15 protein-coding genes are annotated in these 14,792 nt (G+C 72.6%); 9 read left to right on the top strand and 6 right to left on the bottom strand.

The genetic code is table 11. The annotated features are described in order from the left end of the window. Positions 1-66 precede the first annotated feature (66 nt). Positions 67-993, bottom strand: a complete 927-nt coding sequence (locus HT134_RS38550; RefSeq protein WP_175605418.1) for an alcohol dehydrogenase catalytic domain-containing protein — start codon at positions 991-993, stop codon at positions 67-69. 114 nt (positions 994-1,107) lie between these two features. Here HT134_RS38550 and HT134_RS38545 point away from each other — a divergent pair, with 114 nt between their 5' ends. Further along, a complete protein-coding gene (locus HT134_RS38545) occupies positions 1,108-1,659 on the top strand; it encodes a TetR/AcrR family transcriptional regulator (RefSeq protein WP_312888750.1) in 552 nt (183 codons plus the stop codon). 14 nt (positions 1,660-1,673) lie between these two features. Here the strand turns inward: HT134_RS38545 and HT134_RS47350 are convergent, their stop codons facing one another. Next, complete coding sequence (locus HT134_RS47350; RefSeq protein WP_175605416.1) at positions 1,674-2,255, bottom strand: TetR/AcrR family transcriptional regulator; 582 nt, start codon at positions 2,253-2,255, stop codon at positions 1,674-1,676. 109 nt (positions 2,256-2,364) lie between these two features. On the opposite strand from HT134_RS47350, the gene HT134_RS38535 reads away from it, so the two are divergent. Beyond that, entirely contained in the window at positions 2,365-3,441 is a 1,077-nt protein-coding gene (locus HT134_RS38535; protein WP_175605415.1) for a Gfo/Idh/MocA family protein, read from the top strand. Between the two features lie 9 nt (positions 3,442-3,450). Here HT134_RS38535 and HT134_RS38530 read toward each other — a convergent pair whose 3' ends face one another. Together HT134_RS38530 and HT134_RS38525 are read right to left on the bottom strand one after the other, a co-directional pair. Further along, positions 3,451-3,996: a type 1 glutamine amidotransferase domain-containing protein gene (locus HT134_RS38530; protein ID WP_175605414.1), complete on the bottom strand. Its 546-nt coding sequence runs from the start codon at positions 3,994-3,996 to the stop codon at positions 3,451-3,453. Then, positions 3,956-4,393, bottom strand: a complete 438-nt coding sequence (locus tag HT134_RS38525; protein ID WP_175605413.1) for a DUF2809 domain-containing protein — start codon at positions 4,391-4,393, stop codon at positions 3,956-3,958. The genes HT134_RS38530 and HT134_RS38525 overlap by 41 nt, the downstream gene beginning before the upstream one ends. A 46-nt stretch (positions 4,394-4,439) precedes the next feature. Here HT134_RS38525 and HT134_RS38520 point away from each other — a divergent pair, with 46 nt between their 5' ends. The 6 genes from HT134_RS38520 to HT134_RS38495 all read left to right on the top strand — a co-directional run bounded on the left by HT134_RS38520 (position 4,440) and on the right by HT134_RS38495 (position 11,960). Then, positions 4,440-6,080 (top strand): ABC-F family ATP-binding cassette domain-containing protein, encoded by a 1,641-nt coding sequence (locus HT134_RS38520; protein WP_175605412.1) that lies wholly within the window; start codon positions 4,440-4,442, stop codon positions 6,078-6,080. Between the two features lie 256 nt (positions 6,081-6,336). Next, a complete protein-coding gene (locus HT134_RS38515; RefSeq protein WP_246366280.1) occupies positions 6,337-8,013 on the top strand; it encodes an ABC transporter substrate-binding protein in 1,677 nt (558 codons plus the stop codon). Beyond that, positions 8,010-9,068: an ABC transporter permease gene (locus tag HT134_RS38510; RefSeq protein WP_175605410.1), complete on the top strand. Its 1,059-nt coding sequence runs from the start codon at positions 8,010-8,012 to the stop codon at positions 9,066-9,068. The genes HT134_RS38515 and HT134_RS38510 overlap by 4 nt, the downstream gene beginning before the upstream one ends. Then, positions 9,065-9,961 carry an ABC transporter permease gene (locus HT134_RS38505; RefSeq protein WP_175605409.1) on the top strand — a complete coding sequence of 299 codons (897 nt, stop codon included), beginning with the start codon at positions 9,065-9,067 and terminating at the stop codon, positions 9,959-9,961. The genes HT134_RS38510 and HT134_RS38505 overlap by 4 nt, the downstream gene beginning before the upstream one ends. Next, positions 9,961-10,959 carry an ABC transporter ATP-binding protein gene (locus HT134_RS38500; RefSeq protein WP_175605408.1) on the top strand — a complete coding sequence of 333 codons (999 nt, stop codon included), beginning with the start codon at positions 9,961-9,963 and terminating at the stop codon, positions 10,957-10,959. The genes HT134_RS38505 and HT134_RS38500 overlap by 1 nt, the downstream gene beginning before the upstream one ends. Further along, positions 10,956-11,960 carry an ABC transporter ATP-binding protein gene (locus tag HT134_RS38495; RefSeq protein ID WP_376768146.1) on the top strand — a complete coding sequence of 335 codons (1,005 nt, stop codon included), beginning with the start codon at positions 10,956-10,958 and terminating at the stop codon, positions 11,958-11,960. Before HT134_RS38500 ends, HT134_RS38495 begins: the two co-directional genes overlap by 4 nt. 10 nt (positions 11,961-11,970) lie before the next feature. Here HT134_RS38495 and HT134_RS38490 read toward each other — a convergent pair whose 3' ends face one another. Beyond that, the gene (locus tag HT134_RS38490; RefSeq protein ID WP_175605407.1) at positions 11,971-12,801 is read right to left on the bottom strand and encodes an NmrA family NAD(P)-binding protein; all 831 of its coding nucleotides are present in this window, start codon (positions 12,799-12,801) and stop codon (positions 11,971-11,973) included. Between the two features lie 66 nt (positions 12,802-12,867). Beyond that, on the bottom strand, positions 12,868-14,061 hold the full coding sequence (locus tag HT134_RS38485; protein WP_175605406.1) for an FAD-dependent monooxygenase: 1,194 nt from the start codon (positions 14,059-14,061) through the stop codon (positions 12,868-12,870). Positions 14,062-14,134: 73 nt separating this feature from the next. Here HT134_RS38485 and HT134_RS38480 point away from each other — a divergent pair, with 73 nt between their 5' ends. Next, positions 14,135-14,701, top strand: a complete 567-nt coding sequence (locus tag HT134_RS38480; RefSeq protein ID WP_175605405.1) for a TetR/AcrR family transcriptional regulator — start codon at positions 14,135-14,137, stop codon at positions 14,699-14,701. Positions 14,702-14,792: the final 91 nt, after the last annotated feature.

The raw sequence follows: 14,792 nt of genomic DNA, 5'->3' as shown, positions 1-14,792 counted from the left end.
CCCTGTACGCGGGGGGAGTCACTGATTGGTCTACCTCTAGACCATTTCGGAGGTAAGGGCAAGGCGTTACAGGGGATTTTTGACGGCGCCATCGGTTTTTGTCGGCTTTATGTCGATAACTGCCTTGCCGTGCACCTTTCCCGCCAAGATCGCGGCGACCGGCTCGCCGGGCCGCTCCCACGACCATCGCCCGCCGACCCCGGCCGACAGCTCGCCCCTCGCCAGCAGATCCACGAGGAACCCCAGGTCGGGCCCGGGGGTGCTGGGATCGCCGACGGAGCTGAGCGTACGCGCCGCACCGGGCATGAACGTGGAGTTCGGCTCGAACACCGCCGGCTCCCCGGCCGCCCACCCGATGCTCTGCAGGCTGCCGCCCGGCCTCAGCAGCCGCCAGGCCGCCACCAGGTACGGGCCGCCGAGCACCTCGACCACCGCGTCCACCGGCTCCACGCGGCCGAGGTCCGTCACCGTCTCCACCCCCAGGTCGCCGGCCCGGGTCGTGTCCCGCACGTGCGCGACCACGTGCGCCCCGGCCCGCCGGGCGAGTTGGACGGCCAGCCGCCCCACCGCGCCGGTGGCGCCCGTCACGAGCACCCGCGAGCCCAGCAGCGGCCCCGCGGCCCGCAGGGCGCGCACCGCCGCGATGCCCGCCATCGGCAGCGCGGCGGCCTCGGCCAGGTGGACCCCGTCCGGCACCACGGCCAGCGCGTCCACCGGGAACGCCGCCCGCTCGGCCCACGTGCCCGCCCCGAAGGCCACCACCCGCGCGCCGGCGGCCGGGCCGGTGCCGTCCGCGGCGGCCTCGACCACCGCGCCGGCCGCGTCGTAGCCGAGGATCGCGCCGTCGGGGAAGTGGCCGAGGTGGCGCACCTCGGCCGGGTTGACGGAGGCGTGGTGGATCTCGACCAGCGCCTCGCCGGGGCCCGGCTCGGGGTCGGGAACGGTGACGGGCGCGGCGGGGAAGGTCCCGCCGGAGACGGTCAGGGCACGCATCGCTGAGCTCCTCGAAGGATATGCGGACCGACGGTCCGCTTGTCTGGCCGGGATAGTATGAGGACCGTTGGTCCGGTTGCAAGCCCGAGGAGCGCCGGGCGGGGAGGGGGCGAGGTGCGAGCCGACGCGACGCGCAACCGCGAGGCGATCCTGCGCGCGGCCGAGGACCTGCTGGCCGCGCACGGGGCGGAGCACGTCTCGCTGGACCGCGTGGCCGCCGCGGCGGGGGTGGGCAAGGGCACGGTGTTCCGCCGGTTCGGCAGCCGTACCGGGCTGTTCCAGGAGCTGCTGGCGGAGCGGGCGGAGGCGCTGGCGCGCGCCGTCGGCACGGCCGGCTCGCCGCTGGGGCCGGGCGCGCCGCCCCGCGCGCGGCTGCTCGCCTTCCTCGACGAGCTGGCCGGGCTGGCCGAGCGCAACCTCGCGCTGTTCGCGGCGCACGAGCGGGCGTGCGCGGAGGACAAGTACGCCGACCCCACGTACGTGCGCTGGCACGGGCACGTCGCCGCGCTGGTGGGGGAGGCGCGGCCCGGCCTCGACGCGTCCTTCGCGGCCCACGCCCTGCTGGGGCTCTTCGACGCCGACCTGGTCGGGCACGTCATCGCCGAGGGCGGGGTGACCCGGCTGCGCTCCTCGGTCCGCGGCTTCGCGGAGGCGCTCCTGGGCTGATCCCCTGGGGTGGGTCAGGCCGGGAGGAGGGTCCGCAGGGCCAGGGCGGCCACCTCGCGCAGTTCCTCACGCGTGCGGCCGCTCGCCGCCTGCACCGCGATGCCGTCGGTGACGGTGTGGACGAGCCGGGCGAGCACGCCGGGGTCATGGCCGGGCGGCAGGTCGGGCGCCTCCTCGAAGCGCCGCCGCAGCGCCGTCTCGCCGGCCATCCGGCACGCGATCGCCGCCTCCCGCGCCGTGGCGGAGCCGGGCCCGCAGGCGTGCACGCTGTTGACGTTCAGGCAGCCGTGCGGCGTGTCCGCGCCCGTGGTCAGCTCGACCGCCCCCTCGACCAGGCGCTCGATCACCTCGCGGACGGTGGGCGCGGTCAGCGCCTCGGCGGCGAAGGCGCCCGGGCCGCCGACGTAGCGGTCGAGCGCCTTGGCGAACAGCTCCTCCTTGTTGCCGAACGCCGCGTACAGGCTGGGCCGGTTGACGCCCATGGCGGCGGTCAGGTCCGCCAGCGACGTCCCCTCGTACCCCTGCCGCCAGAACACCTCCAGGGCCCGGTCCAGCGCGGCGTCGGGATCGAAGGCGCGCGGTCTGCCGCCCGGCATGCGTCCTCCTCAGAGTTTTTTACCTATCGGTACGTTACCCGCTTGCGGGCGCGCCCGGCCGTCCCCTAGTTTCATACCGATCGATACACAACTAGGGAGGGCCAGGCGGATGATCAGAGCCGGAGTGGTCGGGGCGAGCGGATGGGCGGCAGGGTCCCACCTGCCCGCGCTGGCCGGGCTGGACGGGTACGAGGTGACGGCCGTCGCGACGACGAACATGACCAGCGCCGCCAAGGCCGCCGCCGAGCACGGCGCGCGGCTGGCGTTCGACGACGCCGGCGCGCTCGCCGCCCACCCCGAGGTGGACCTGGTCGTGGTGTCGGTGAAGGCCCCCGGGCACGCCGCGGTGATCAGGGCCGCGCTGGAGGCGGGCAAGCACGTGGTCTCGGAATGGCCGCTGACCGTGGACCCGGCGGAGGCGGACGAGCTGGCCCTGGCCGCGTCGGAGGCCGGGGTGGTCAACGCCGTCTGCCTGCAGGGACGTCACTCACCGGACACGCTCTTCGTGCGCGACCTGGTCGCGGCGGGGCGCATCGGGCGGCTGGAGTCGGCCGTGCTGGTGGCCGCCGGCGATCCGCTGGGCGGCGCCGTCATCCCGGCCGGTCTGGAGTGGAGCACCGACCCCGCCGGGGGCACCACCGTCCTCACGATCATGGCCGGCCACTTCCTGGCGACGCTGGACCGGATCACCGGCCCGCTGACCGAGGTGTCGGCCCGGCTGCCCCGCCGCCACGACGAGGTGGCCGTCGGTGACACCGGCCGCACCGTCGCCAACCGGGTGCCGAGCCAGGTCCTGCTCCAGGGCACGCTGGAGGGCGGCGCCACCGCCTCGGCCGTGGTCCACGGCGGCAGCGGCAGCCCCGACGGGTTCCTGATCAAGCTCGTCGGCTCCGAGGGCACGCTGACCGCGGCGCCTGCCCGGCCCGGCACGTACCTGCACTGGACCGACTGGGACATCCGCCTCGGCGGTGAGCCGGTCGAGGTGCCCGCCTCCTACCGGACCGTGCCCTTCGACCCGGCGGCCGGGCCCGCCGCCAACGTCGCCGCCTTCTACCAGGAGGTCGGGCGGGCGATCAGCGAGGGCCGGCCGGCCGCGACCGACTTCCCCACCGCCGCGCGCCTGCACCGGCTGCTCGCGGCCATCGAGCGCGCCGCCGCGAGCGGCGGCTCCGAGGAGGTCGCGTGAACGGACGCCTCAGGCGCTGAACGCGTCCACCGCCGCCTGGCTGAACGCCTTGAGATCGTCCGGCTTGCGGCTGGTGACCAGCACGTTGCCGTTGTGGGTGTCGACCACGACCTCCTTGTCCACCCAGGTGGCGCCCGCGTTGCCCAGGTCGGTCCGGAGGCTCGGCCAGGACGTCATCGTACGGCCCCGCACCACGTCCGCCTCGACCAGCGTCCACGGCGCGTGGCAGATCGCGGCCACCGGCTTGCCCGCCTCGAAGAAGCCGCGGACGAAGCCCACCGCTCTGTCGTCCATGCGCAGGAAGTCGGGGTTGGCCACGCCGCCCGGCAGCACCAGGCCGTCGAAGTCCGACGCGGAGACCTCGTCCACCGTGGCGTCCACCGCGTAGCTGCCCGCCTTGTCGAGGTGGTTGAACGCCTGGATGCGGCCGGAGTCGGTGGAGACCAGCTTCGGGGTGCCGCCGGCCTGCTTGACCGCCTTCCACGGCTCGGTCAGCTCCACCTCCTCGACACCCTCAGGGGCGACGAGGAACGCGATCGTCTTGCCGTCCATCATCAGGGTCCCTTCGTTGGAGTGGGTGTCCTGACCCCCTATCCGGCCGGTCCTGATGTATGCGCCCGAGCGCGTACGCGTGGACGGCGCACGCGGCGGCCGCCCCCACGGCGTACCAGAGCAGGTCGGGTGGGTTGAACGTGCTGCCCAGCACCGGACGCAGGACCTGCGGGACCTCGGCGAGCTGGGCGAACTCGATCACCCAGCTCAGCCCGGCAGCCACGAGCGCCGCCGTGACCGGCCGGACGCGCGGGACGACGAGCACGACGAGCGCCTGGATCAGGACCGTGTAGAGGGCGTCGCCCGCGTACTTGGCGAAGGCGCCGCCGGTCAGCGCCCGCACCCCCAGTCCCGCGGCGACGGTCAGGACGGCGGCCAGGAGGACGGGCAGGCGCGGCATCGGGCCACGATATTCGGGTCGGCCCGGCTCGGTAGCATCGGTCCACATGAGCGCGACCATGGTGGTGAAGGACCTCGCGGCCGGACACGGCGACCGGGTGCTGTTCTCGGGGCTCGACGTCGTCGTGAGCCCCGGCGACGTCATCGGGCTCGTGGGCGCCAACGGCGCGGGCAAGTCCACCCTGCTCCGCATGCTGGCCGGCCTCGACGCCCCCGAGGAGGGCGGCGTCCGCCTGAGCCCCGCGACCGCGACCGTCGGCCATCTCCCGCAGGAGCCCGAGCGCAGGGCGGGCGAGACGGTCGGCGCGTTCCTGGCCCGGCGCACCGGCGTCGCGGCGGCGCAGCGCGACCTCGACGCGGCCACGCAGGCCCTGGTCGAGCAGGCCCCCGGAGCCGACGACGCCTACAGCGAGGCCCTGGAGCGCTGGCTCGCGCTCGGCGGCGCCGACCTGGAGGAGCGCGCGCGGGAGGTGGCCGCCGACCTGGGGCTCGCCGTGGACCTGGAGCAGCCGATGACCTCGCTGTCCGGCGGCCAGGCGGCCCGCGCCGGGCTCGCGTCGCTGCTGCTCAGCCGGTACGACCTGTTCCTGCTGGACGAGCCGACCAACGACCTCGACCTCGACGGGCTGGAGCGGCTGGAACGGTTCGTCACGGGCCTGCGGGCCGGCACGGTGCTGGTGAGCCACGACCGCGAGTTCCTGGCCAGGACCGTCACCAAGGTCCTGGAGCTGGACCTCGCCCAGCAGCGCATCCGCCTGTACGGAGGCGGCTACCAGGCGTACCTGGAGGAGCGTGAGGTCGCCCGCAGGCAGGCCCGCGAGGACTACGAGGAGTACGCCGACACGCGCGCCCAGCTGGAGGCCCGCGCCCGCACCCAGCGCGCCTGGATGGAGAAGGGCGTCAAGAACGCCCGCCGCAAGGCCACCGACGGCGACAAGATCGGCCGCAACATGCGGGTGGAGTCGACGGAGAAGCAGGCCGCCAAGGCCCGCCAGACCGAGCGGCTGATCGAGCGCCTGGACGTCGTGGAGGAGCCGCGCAAGGAGTGGGAGCTGCGCATGGAGATCGCCGCCGCGCCCCGGTCGGGCGCGGTCGTGGCGACGCTGCGCGGCGCGGTGGTGCGGCGGGAGGCGTTCACGCTCGGGCCGGTGGACCTGGAGGTGGGCTGGGCCGAGCGGATCGCGATCACCGGCGCCAACGGCTCGGGCAAGACGACGCTGCTCGGCGCGATGCTCGGCCGGGTCCCGCTGGACGAGGGCCACGCCGCGCTCGGCCCCGGCGTGGTGGTCGGCGAGGTGGACCAGGCCAGGGGGCTGTTCGAGGGGGAGGAGCCGCTGCTCGACGCGTTCTGCCGGCACGTGCCCGCCATGGCGCCCGCCGACGTGCGCACTCTGCTGGCCAAGTTCGGGCTGCGGGCGGCGCACGTGCTGCGGCCGGCCTCGACGCTGTCGCCGGGCGAGCGCACCCGGGCGGCGCTGGCGCTGCTCCAGGCCAGGGGCGTCAACCTGCTGGTGCTGGACGAGCCGACCAACCACCTCGACCTGCCGGCGATCGAACAGCTGGAGTCGGCGCTCGCCTCCTATCCCGGCACGCTGCTGCTCGTCACGCACGACCGCCGGATGCTGGACGCCGTCCACGTGGATCGCCGCCTGCGGGTGGACGCCGGCAAGGTCATCGAGACCGACTGAAAATTTACACCGGATTCGGAAACGAAGATGAAACAATTTTCCGCGACTCGTTGACACGCGCTGTTCGTATGGTGTGCCTTTCTCTACACAGGAATCCCCGCCTGAAGGTGAGGCACATATGAGGAAATGGCTCGCACGCCTGGCTGTGCTGGGCGTAGCGCTGTTAATGGCAGGTCAGGGCCAGGTGGCCCACGCCCAGGAACCTGCGGCGGGGAAGAAGGTACTCCGAGTCGGAGCCACCCAGGCCGTGGACTCGATGAACCCCTTCCTGGCGGTCCGCCTCGTCTCCACCTCGATCCACCGGTGGATGTACGGCTTCCTGACCGTCCCCGACTCCAAGACCCTCCAGCCCAGCCCGGACCTCGCCGAGTCCTGGACCTCCTCCAGCGACGGTCTCACCTGGACGTTCAAGATCCGGCAGGCGAAGTGGTCCGACGGCCAGCCGATCACGGCCGAGGACGCCGCCTGGACGTTCAACAAGATCATGACCGACGACGCCGCGAAGACCGCCAACGGCCCGGCCGTCGAGAACTACGAGAGCGTCACGGCCAACGGCCAGGACCTCGTCATCAAGCTGAAGGCGCCCCAGGCCTCCATCCTGGACAACCCGATCCCGATCATGCCCAAGCACGTCTGGGAGAAGGTGACCGACCTCGCCAACTACGAGGCCGACACCTACCCGACCGTCTCCAGCGGGCCCTACATCGCGGTCGAGCACAAGAAGGACCAGTACGTCAAGCTGAAGGCCAACCCCGACTACTGGCGGGGCAAGCCGAAGATCGACGAGCTCCAGGTCATCTTCTACGACAACCCGCAGGCCGCCATCGCCGGCCTGAAGAAGGGTGACATCGACCTCATCGGCCGCCTCGCGCCGCCGGAGTTCCAGGCCATCCAGAACGACCCGAACATCGTGGCCTGGAACAACCAGGGGCGTCGCGCCGCGTACCTGGAGGTCAACCCCGGGGCCACGACGACCGACAACAAGCCGGTCGGCGACGGCCACCCCGCGCTGAAGGACGTGAAGGTCCGCCAGGCGCTGCACTACGCGATCGACAAGCAGAAGCTCGCGGACGAGGTGCAGAGCGGCCTGGCCAAGCCCGCCGACGGCTCGATCGTGCCGCCCATGTACAAGGACTTCTTCTGGGAGGCCAGCGGCGACACCAAGGTCACCTACGACCCGGCCAAGGCCAACAAGATCCTCGACGACGCGGGCTACAAGAAGGGCGCCGACGGCGTCCGCACGATGCCCGACGGCAAGAAGAAGCTGGAGTTCCGCTTCACGATCCACGCCGACACCCCGATCGAGGACAAGCTCGGCGAGTACCTGACCGGCTTCTTCAAGGAGATCGGCGTCACGCTGACCACCGTGAAGCTCGACTCCAGCAAGTTCTCGGAGGAGACCGGCGTCACCGGCAACTACGACATCGCGATCAGCGGCTGGTCGGTCAACCCCGACCCGGAGGAGGTCCTGGCCACGCACCTGTGCAGCCGGCGGCCCACCCCGGCCGGTGAGGGCGGCGGCACCGAGTCGTTCTACTGCGACCCGACCTACGAGAAGCTCTACAAGGAGCAGCTCAAGGAGCTCGACCGGACCAAGCGCGCCGACCTGATCAAGCAGATGCAGGAGCGCCTCTACACCGAGGCCCCGATCATCGCGCTCTACTACACGAACGACCTCGAGGGCTACCGCAAGGACCGCATCACCAGCATCACCTCGATCCCCGAGGAGAACGGCCTGCTCTACGGCGGCAGCGGCTACTGGCCGTTCTACACCGTGGACACGGTCGCGGCCCCGGCCGGCGGCTCCGCCTCCGGCGGCGGCGGCTCCAACACCGGCCTCATCCTCGGCGTGGTCGGCGGCGTGGTCGTCCTCGGACTGGTCGCGTTCCTCGTGACCAGGCGGCGCAAGAGCGCCGCGGACGAGCGCGAATGACCGCACCGCTCGAAGCAGCCGAGCCCGCCGCCGTCCAGGCGGCGGCGGGCCCCGGTGACGAACGCCCCACCCACCGCGGCACGCTGCAGTACGCGCTGTCGAAGGCGGGTGGGGCTTTGTTCAGCATCGCCATGGTGATCATCGGCACGTTCTTCGTGTTCCGGCTGCTGCCCGGCGACCCCGTGCGCAACCTCGCGCAGGGCCGGAACATGACCCCGACCCAGCTCGCCCTGGAACGCCACCGGCTGGGCCTGGACAAGCCGCTGATCGACCAGTTCGCCGACTTCGTGGGCAAGACGCTGCGCTTCGACCTCGGCACGTCGTACGAGTACAAGCGGCCCGTCCTCGACCTCATCGGTGAGCGGCTCGGGCCGACCCTGCTGCTCGCCGGCGTCGGCCTGGTCATCGCGGTCAGCCTCGGCCTCTGGCAGGGCACGCGGGCCGGCTGGCGGCACAACTCCCGCTTCGACCGGGTCTCGACCGGCATCTCCCTGGTGCTGTGGTCGGTGCCGACGTTCTGGCTCGGCCTGCTGCTGCTCATGGTGTTCGGCGTCGGCATCGGGCCGATCCCGGGGATCTTCCCCACCCGGGGCATCGAGAGCGTGGACGCGCCCGACGGGTTCGCGTACGTGCTGGACGTGGCCGCGCACATGGTGCTGCCGTGCCTCACGCTGGTGGCCGTGGTCTACGCCCAGTACCTGCTGGTCATGCGCTCCTCCCTGCTGGAGGAGGTCAGCCAGGACTACGTGACGGTGGCCCGCGCCAAGGGCCTGCGCGACGACGAGGTACGGCGCCGCCACGCGGTGCCCAACGCGCTGCTGCCCACGGTGACGCTGGTGTTCATGCGCATCGGCTTCATCGTCGGCGGCGCGGTCACCGTGGAGACCATCTACAGCTGGCCCGGGCTCGGGCAGCTCTTCTACGAGGCGATCAGGGTGCCGGACTTCACGCTCATGCAGGGCACGTTCATGCTCATCACCGTCGCGGTGATCCTCATGAACACGCTGGCCGACGTGGTCTACCGGATGCTCGACCCGAGGGTGAGGTCCGCGTGAGCGCCGTCGCGACGGGATCCGTGGCCTGGAGCCGCAGGCGGCTGGCGTTCGGCCGGTTCTGGCGGGACTTCCGGCAGCACCGGGGCGGCATGGCCGGCCTGGTCGCGCTCGCCGTGGCCGTGGTGCTGGCGCTGGTCGCGCCGCTGTTCATCGACCAGAGTGTGACGAGCGTGGTCTCCGGCACCGGGGTCAAGTGGTCGCCGCCCAGCCTCGCCGAGCCGTTCGGCACCGACGAGTCCGGCCGCTCCGTCCTGCTCATGGTCTGGTGGGGCTCGCGCACCTCGCTGCTCATCGGCTTCCTCGCCGCGCTGCTCAGCATCGTGATCGGCATGGTCGTCGGCATCGCCGCCGGGCACTTCCGGGGCTGGCTGGGCGCCACGCTCATGCGGATCACCGACTGGTTCCTGGTGCTGCCCTCGCTGATCACCGCGATGGTGCTGGCGGCCATCCTGGGCGGCAGCACGTTCACCATCATCGTCGCGATCGGCGTGACCACCTGGCCCACCACGGCCCGGCTCATCCGCTCGCAGACCCTCGCCGTGGAGGCCCGGCCGTACATCGAGCGCTCCAAGGCGCTCGGCGGCGGGCACTGGCACATCACCACCCGCCACGTGCTGCCGAACGTCGCGCCCCTGCTGCTGGCCAGCACCACGCTGGAGGTGGCCAGCGCCATCGTCACCGAGTCCACGCTGGCCTTCCTGGGCGTCAGCGCGAACAAGACCTCGTGGGGCACGATGCTGCGCGCCTCCTACGACTTCGGCGCGGCGACGCAGGGCGCGTGGTGGTACATCATCATCCCGGGCCTGTGCATCCTGGCCGTCGTCATGGCGTTCACGCTGTGCGGACGGGCGCTGGAGGCTGTGCTCAACCCGCGACTCAGGAAGGCGGGCTGATGGCTCTGCTCGAACTGGACGACGTCTCCGTCACCTACCGCATCGCGGCCGGCGAGGTGCCGGCCGTACGGGGGGTGTCGCTCACGCTCGACGCGGGGACGGCGCTCGGGGTCGCCGGCGAGTCGGGCTCCGGCAAGTCGACGCTGGCCATGGCGCTGCTGCGGCTGCTGCCGCGCGACGCCCGCGTAGGCGGCCGGATCCTGCTCGACGGCGAGGACGTCCTGGCCATGAAGTGGGGCCGGCTGCGCGCCGTCCGCTGGGCCGAGGCGTCGATCGTCTTCCAGGGCGCCCAGCACGGGCTCAACCCGGTGCAGCGCATCGGCGACCAGATCGCCGAGCCGCTGCTCGTCCACGGCCTGGCCAGGCCCGACAGCGCGCGCGGGCGCGTCGCCGAACTGCTGGAGCAGGTCGGACTGCCCGCCTGGCGGGCGCGCAGCTACCCGCACGAGCTGTCCGGCGGGCAGCGGCAGCGCGTGATGATCGCCATGGCGCTCGCCTGCTCGCCCCGGCTGATCATCGCCGACGAGCCCACGACCGCCCTCGACGTGATGGTCCAGGCCCAGGTCCTGACGCTGATCAAGGAGCTGCTCGCCGAGCACGGCATCTCGCTGATCATGATCTCGCACGACCTGTCGGTCCTCGCCGACGTCTGCGACCGGCTCGCGGTCATGTACGCCGGGCGGGTGGTCGAGCACGGACCCTCGCGCGAGGTGTTCCACGACCCCAAGCACCCCTACAGCGCCGCGCTGGCCGCCGCGTTCCCGACCGTGGGCGACCCGGTCTCGCGGCTGGCGCCCAAGGGCCTCGGCGGCGACCCGCCCGACCCCATGGACCTGCCGCCCGGCTGCTCCTTCCACCCGCGCTGCCCGGTCGCGCTGGACGAGTGCCCCACGCTCGACGTGGAGCTGTGGCCCGCCGGGCCCGAACGCCGCGCCGCGTGCGTACACGTACGGCCGGAGAAGGCCGAGCCCGCGGAGACCACCCTGGAGGTGTCGTGACCGAGACCCAAGCACCTGTGGAGGCCGTCGGCACGGCCCGGCCCACCCTGCTGGAGGCCCGCGACCTGCACGTGGAGTTCCCCTCGCGCGGGCGGCGCGCCCGCGCGGTCGACGGGGTGGACCTCGCGATCGGCGAGGGCGAGATCGTGGCGCTCGTCGGCGAGTCCGGCTGCGGCAAGACCACCCTGGCCCGCACGCTCCTCGGCCTCGAACGCCCCTCCTCCGGCTCCGTCCTGTACGGCGGCACGGCCCTGGAGTACGGCTCCAGGGCGCTCAAGGCGTACCGCCGGGAGGTGCAGCTCGTCCTGCAGGACCCGATGGGCTCGCTCAACCCGCGCCAGACCGTCTACGAGGCCGTCGCCGAGGGGCCGCGCATCCACGGCCTGCCCGGCGAGCAGGAGGTCGTGGCCTCGGCGCTCTCCCGGGCCGGGCTCCGGCCGCCGGAGCGGTTCTTCCTGCGCTACCCGCACGAGCTGTCCGGCGGCCAGCGCCAGCGCGTGGTCATCGCCGGGGCGCTGGCGCTGGAGCCCAAGGTGCTGATCGCCGACGAGCCGGTGGCCTCGCTCGACGCCTCGGTGCGGGGCGAGATCCTGGCCCTGCTGCTGCGGCTGCGCGACGAGCTGGGCCTGTCGGCGCTGGTCGTCACCCACGACCTGGGCCTCGCCTGGAACATCGCCGACCGGGTGGCGGTGATGTACCTGGGCCGGATCGTCGAGTCGGGTCCCGTGGAGCAGGTGCTCACCGCGCCCCGGCACCCGTACACGCAGGCCCTGCTGTCGGTGCTGCCCGAGTCGCCGGAACGCGTCGTGCTCACGGGCGAGCCGCCGGACCCGACGCGGATCCCGGGCGGGTGCCGCTTCCACGCCCGCTGCCAGGTGCTCGCCTCGGGGCGGGCGGCGGAGGCCGGGGTGGACGGCAGGTGCCGGACGGAGCCGCTGGCGGTGCTCCCGGCGGTGTCCACGGCCCAGGCCGCCTGCCACTACGCGGCGGCCGTGGACTGAGACGCGTTGATCAGGGGCGGAAGGCGGCGGCGTGCTCGGCAGCCCACTGGGCGAAGGGGCGCGCCGGCCGCCCGGTGACCTGCTCGACGGTCGGCACCACGGTGTAGCCCACCTCGGGCGTGTTGCCCAGGGCCTGGACGAGGAACTCGACGGTCTCCTCGCCCATCCCGTGGGAGCGCCACTCCGCCCGGGCTTCCTGCTCGGTGAGCTCGGTGAAGGTGATGTCCAGGCCGGTCGCCTCGGCGAGGACCCGCACCTTCTGCCTGGTGGTCAGCGCCTCGGGGCCGGTGATGGTGTACGTGCGGCCGCCGTGTCCCTCTCCGGTCAGCACGGCCGCCGCCACGGCCGCGATGTCGGCCTCGTGGACCAGGGCGCTCAGCCGGTCGCCGAACGGCTCGCGCACCACGCCGTGGGCCTTCACCGAGCCGGCCCACCAGCGCAGCGTGTTGGACATGAACTCGACGGGGTTCAGCAGCGTCCACTCCACCTCGGTGGCTTCCAGGGCCCGCTCCAGCGGCCCGTCGGCCCGGCCGCCCAGCACGCTCACCTTGCGTACGCCGGCCTTGACGGCCAGCTCCACGATCTCGGCGCCGTGCTTCAGCGGGGCGTAGTCGTCTCCCGCGAACGTGATGAGGTGGGCGGCGGTGACGCCGTCGAAGGCCGCGGGGAGGCTGCCGGGGTCCGCCAGGTCGCCGGCCACCACCTCGACGTCCGCGGGCAGGAGCCCGGAGGCGCGGGAGGGGTCCCGGGTCAGGGCGCGGACCTGGCGCCCGGCGCGGACCAGCTCGTCGACGACGCGGCGGCCGACGGTTCCGGTGGCACCGGTCACGAGGATCGTCATGGCGGACTCCCTTGAACTTTGAGGAACGGAACGCTCTGTTCTTCTAGAGTATCAGAACGGAACGATTCATTCCACAGCTTTGTAGTCCTCCAGCGTGATGGCGTTGGCGGCGCGGTGGATGGCGCCGGCGACCCGCTCGATCACCCGGTCGCGGCCGGGCAGGTGCGGAAGCAGCCGGATCATGAGGAGCTGGAGGCGGAGGGCGAGCCGTGACCCGATCACCATGCCCTTGAGGTTGGCCGGGCCGAGCTTCTGGTTGGCCTCGACGAACGGGCGCATCACGCTCTCGTACCGGTCGAGCGCGCCGTCTCCGAGGCCGTGGCGGGCGAGCTCGCCCGCGAGCACGTACGCGCCGACCAGCGCGAGGCTCGTCCCCTGGCCGGACGCCGGCGAGGCGCAGTAGCCCGCGTCGCCCACCAGGACGACCCGGCCCCGCGACCAGCGGTCCATGTGGATCTGGCTGACCGAGTCGAAGTAGAAGTCGTCCGAGCGCCGCACCGCCTCCAGCAGCGCGGGCACCTCCCAGCCGGCCCCCGCCATGGCCTCGGCGAGGAGTTCCTTCTGCCGGGCCGGGTCGCGGTGGTCGTAGGACAGGGCGGGCGACGACCACATGAACAGGGCCTTGGCGGTCCGGTCCTGCCGGGTGCTGTAGACGTTCGCGGTCCTGCCGGGCGCGGCGTGCACGGCCTCCTCGCGGTCGAGGCCGAGGTGGTTGGGGACGGTGGAGATCGAGATGTGGGCGCCGAGGTCGCGCCGGAAGCGCTCCTCCGGGCCGAACGCGAGCCGCCTCGTGACCGAATGAACCCCGTCGGCCCCGATGACCAGGTCGAACCGGCGCGGCGCGGAGCGCTCGAACGTCACGGTGCCGTCCTCGGCGATCCCGGTGACGGTGTCGTCGAAGACGTACTCGACGTCGTCGCGGGTGAGGTCGTACAGCAGCTCGTTGAGGTCGCCGCGCATGATCTCGGCGTCGTCGCCCGTGCGCCCGCCGAACAGGTCGGCGTCCATGGTCGCGACCGGGCGGCCCGCGGCGTCGTAGTGGGTCGCGTGGCGCATGTCCGTGCCGCGTGCGCGGACCGCCTCCAGCAGGCCCATGCGCTCGATCACATCCAGGGCGACGCCGCGGATGTCCACCTTGTAGCCGCCCGTGCGGATGGCGGGCGCCCGTTCGACGACGGTCGGCGTGAAGCCGTGACGCCGCAGCCAGTAGGCCGTCGTGGTGCCGGCGATGCTCGCCCCGGAGATCAGGATGTTCGTCATGCCGTGAACGGTACAACCGTTCCAGACGCTTGTCCAGAACACCTGTATGAGACGGCCGTGCTAGGTTGGCCGCATGGGAAATCGTGAGGACCTGCTGGCGGGCGCGAAGCGCTGCCTGATGGAGAAGGGCTACTCCCGCACCACCGCCCGCGACATCGCGAGCGCCTCGGGCGTGAGCCTGGCGGGCATCGGCTACCACTTCCGCTCGAAGGACGCGCTGATGAACGAGGCGCTGTTCGAGGCGATGAGGGAGTGGGGCGAGGAGCTGGCGGCCACGCTGGCCGGCTCCGTGGAGCCCGGGGCCACGCCGCTGCGGCGCTTCGAGGTGGCCTGGGACCGGGTCGTCGAGTCGTTCGACCGGCTGCGGCCCCTCTGGGTCACGCAGTTCGAGCTCATCGGGCAGATCGACCACCTGCCGGAGGTGCGCGAGTACCTCGTCCAGGGGCTGCACGCGGCCCGGGACGGGCTGGCGGAGCTGTTCGCGGGCGTCGACGCGGCCGGCGACCCGGAACGGGCCCGGGTGGTGGGCTCGCTCTACCAGGCCATGCTGACGGGCTTCCTGGCCCAGTGGCTCCTGGACCCGTCCACGGCCCTCAAGGGCGCGGAGGTCGCCCAGGCCCTCCGCCTGGCCGCCGGCTGACTATAGGCTAACCGTTAGGGGGGCGGTGAACGCGAACCGGCGATCCCGGCCGAAGAAGACGGTGGCTTCGAACCCTGACGCCCGCCGTATC

This window comes from Nonomuraea rhodomycinica, assembly GCF_013363995.1.
Taxonomy (GTDB): domain Bacteria; phylum Actinomycetota; class Actinomycetes; order Streptosporangiales; family Streptosporangiaceae; genus Nonomuraea; species Nonomuraea rhodomycinica.
The sequence above is the reverse complement of the archived record's forward strand: the minus strand, read 5'-3'. Positions and strand labels throughout refer to the sequence as shown.

Excerpts from the sequence above, each read along its gene's own strand:
- HT134_RS38490 (WP_175605407.1), bottom strand. The coding sequence starts at position 12,801 with ATGACGATCCTCGTGACCGGTGCCACCGGAACCGTCGGCCGCCGCGTC.
- HT134_RS38530 (WP_175605414.1), bottom strand. The coding sequence starts at position 3,996 with ATGATGGACGGCAAGACGATCGCGTTCCTCGTCGCCCCTGAGGGTGTC.
- HT134_RS38535 (WP_175605415.1), top strand. The coding sequence starts at position 2,365 with ATGATCAGAGCCGGAGTGGTCGGGGCGAGCGGATGGGCGGCAGGGTCC.
- HT134_RS38500 (WP_175605408.1), top strand. The coding sequence starts at position 9,961 with ATGGCTCTGCTCGAACTGGACGACGTCTCCGTCACCTACCGCATCGCG.
- HT134_RS38520 (WP_175605412.1), top strand. The coding sequence starts at position 4,440 with ATGAGCGCGACCATGGTGGTGAAGGACCTCGCGGCCGGACACGGCGAC.
- HT134_RS38515 (WP_246366280.1), top strand. The coding sequence starts at position 6,337 with ATGAACCCCTTCCTGGCGGTCCGCCTCGTCTCCACCTCGATCCACCGG.
- HT134_RS38480 (WP_175605405.1), top strand. The coding sequence starts at position 14,135 with ATGGGAAATCGTGAGGACCTGCTGGCGGGCGCGAAGCGCTGCCTGATG.
- HT134_RS38485 (WP_175605406.1), bottom strand. The coding sequence starts at position 14,061 with ATGACGAACATCCTGATCTCCGGGGCGAGCATCGCCGGCACCACGACG.
- HT134_RS38550 (WP_175605418.1), bottom strand. The coding sequence starts at position 993 with ATGCGTGCCCTGACCGTCTCCGGCGGGACCTTCCCCGCCGCGCCCGTC.
- HT134_RS38525 (WP_175605413.1), bottom strand. The coding sequence starts at position 4,393 with ATGCCGCGCCTGCCCGTCCTCCTGGCCGCCGTCCTGACCGTCGCCGCG.
- HT134_RS38510 (WP_175605410.1), top strand. The coding sequence starts at position 8,010 with ATGACCGCACCGCTCGAAGCAGCCGAGCCCGCCGCCGTCCAGGCGGCG.
- HT134_RS47350 (WP_175605416.1), bottom strand. The coding sequence starts at position 2,255 with ATGCCGGGCGGCAGACCGCGCGCCTTCGATCCCGACGCCGCGCTGGAC.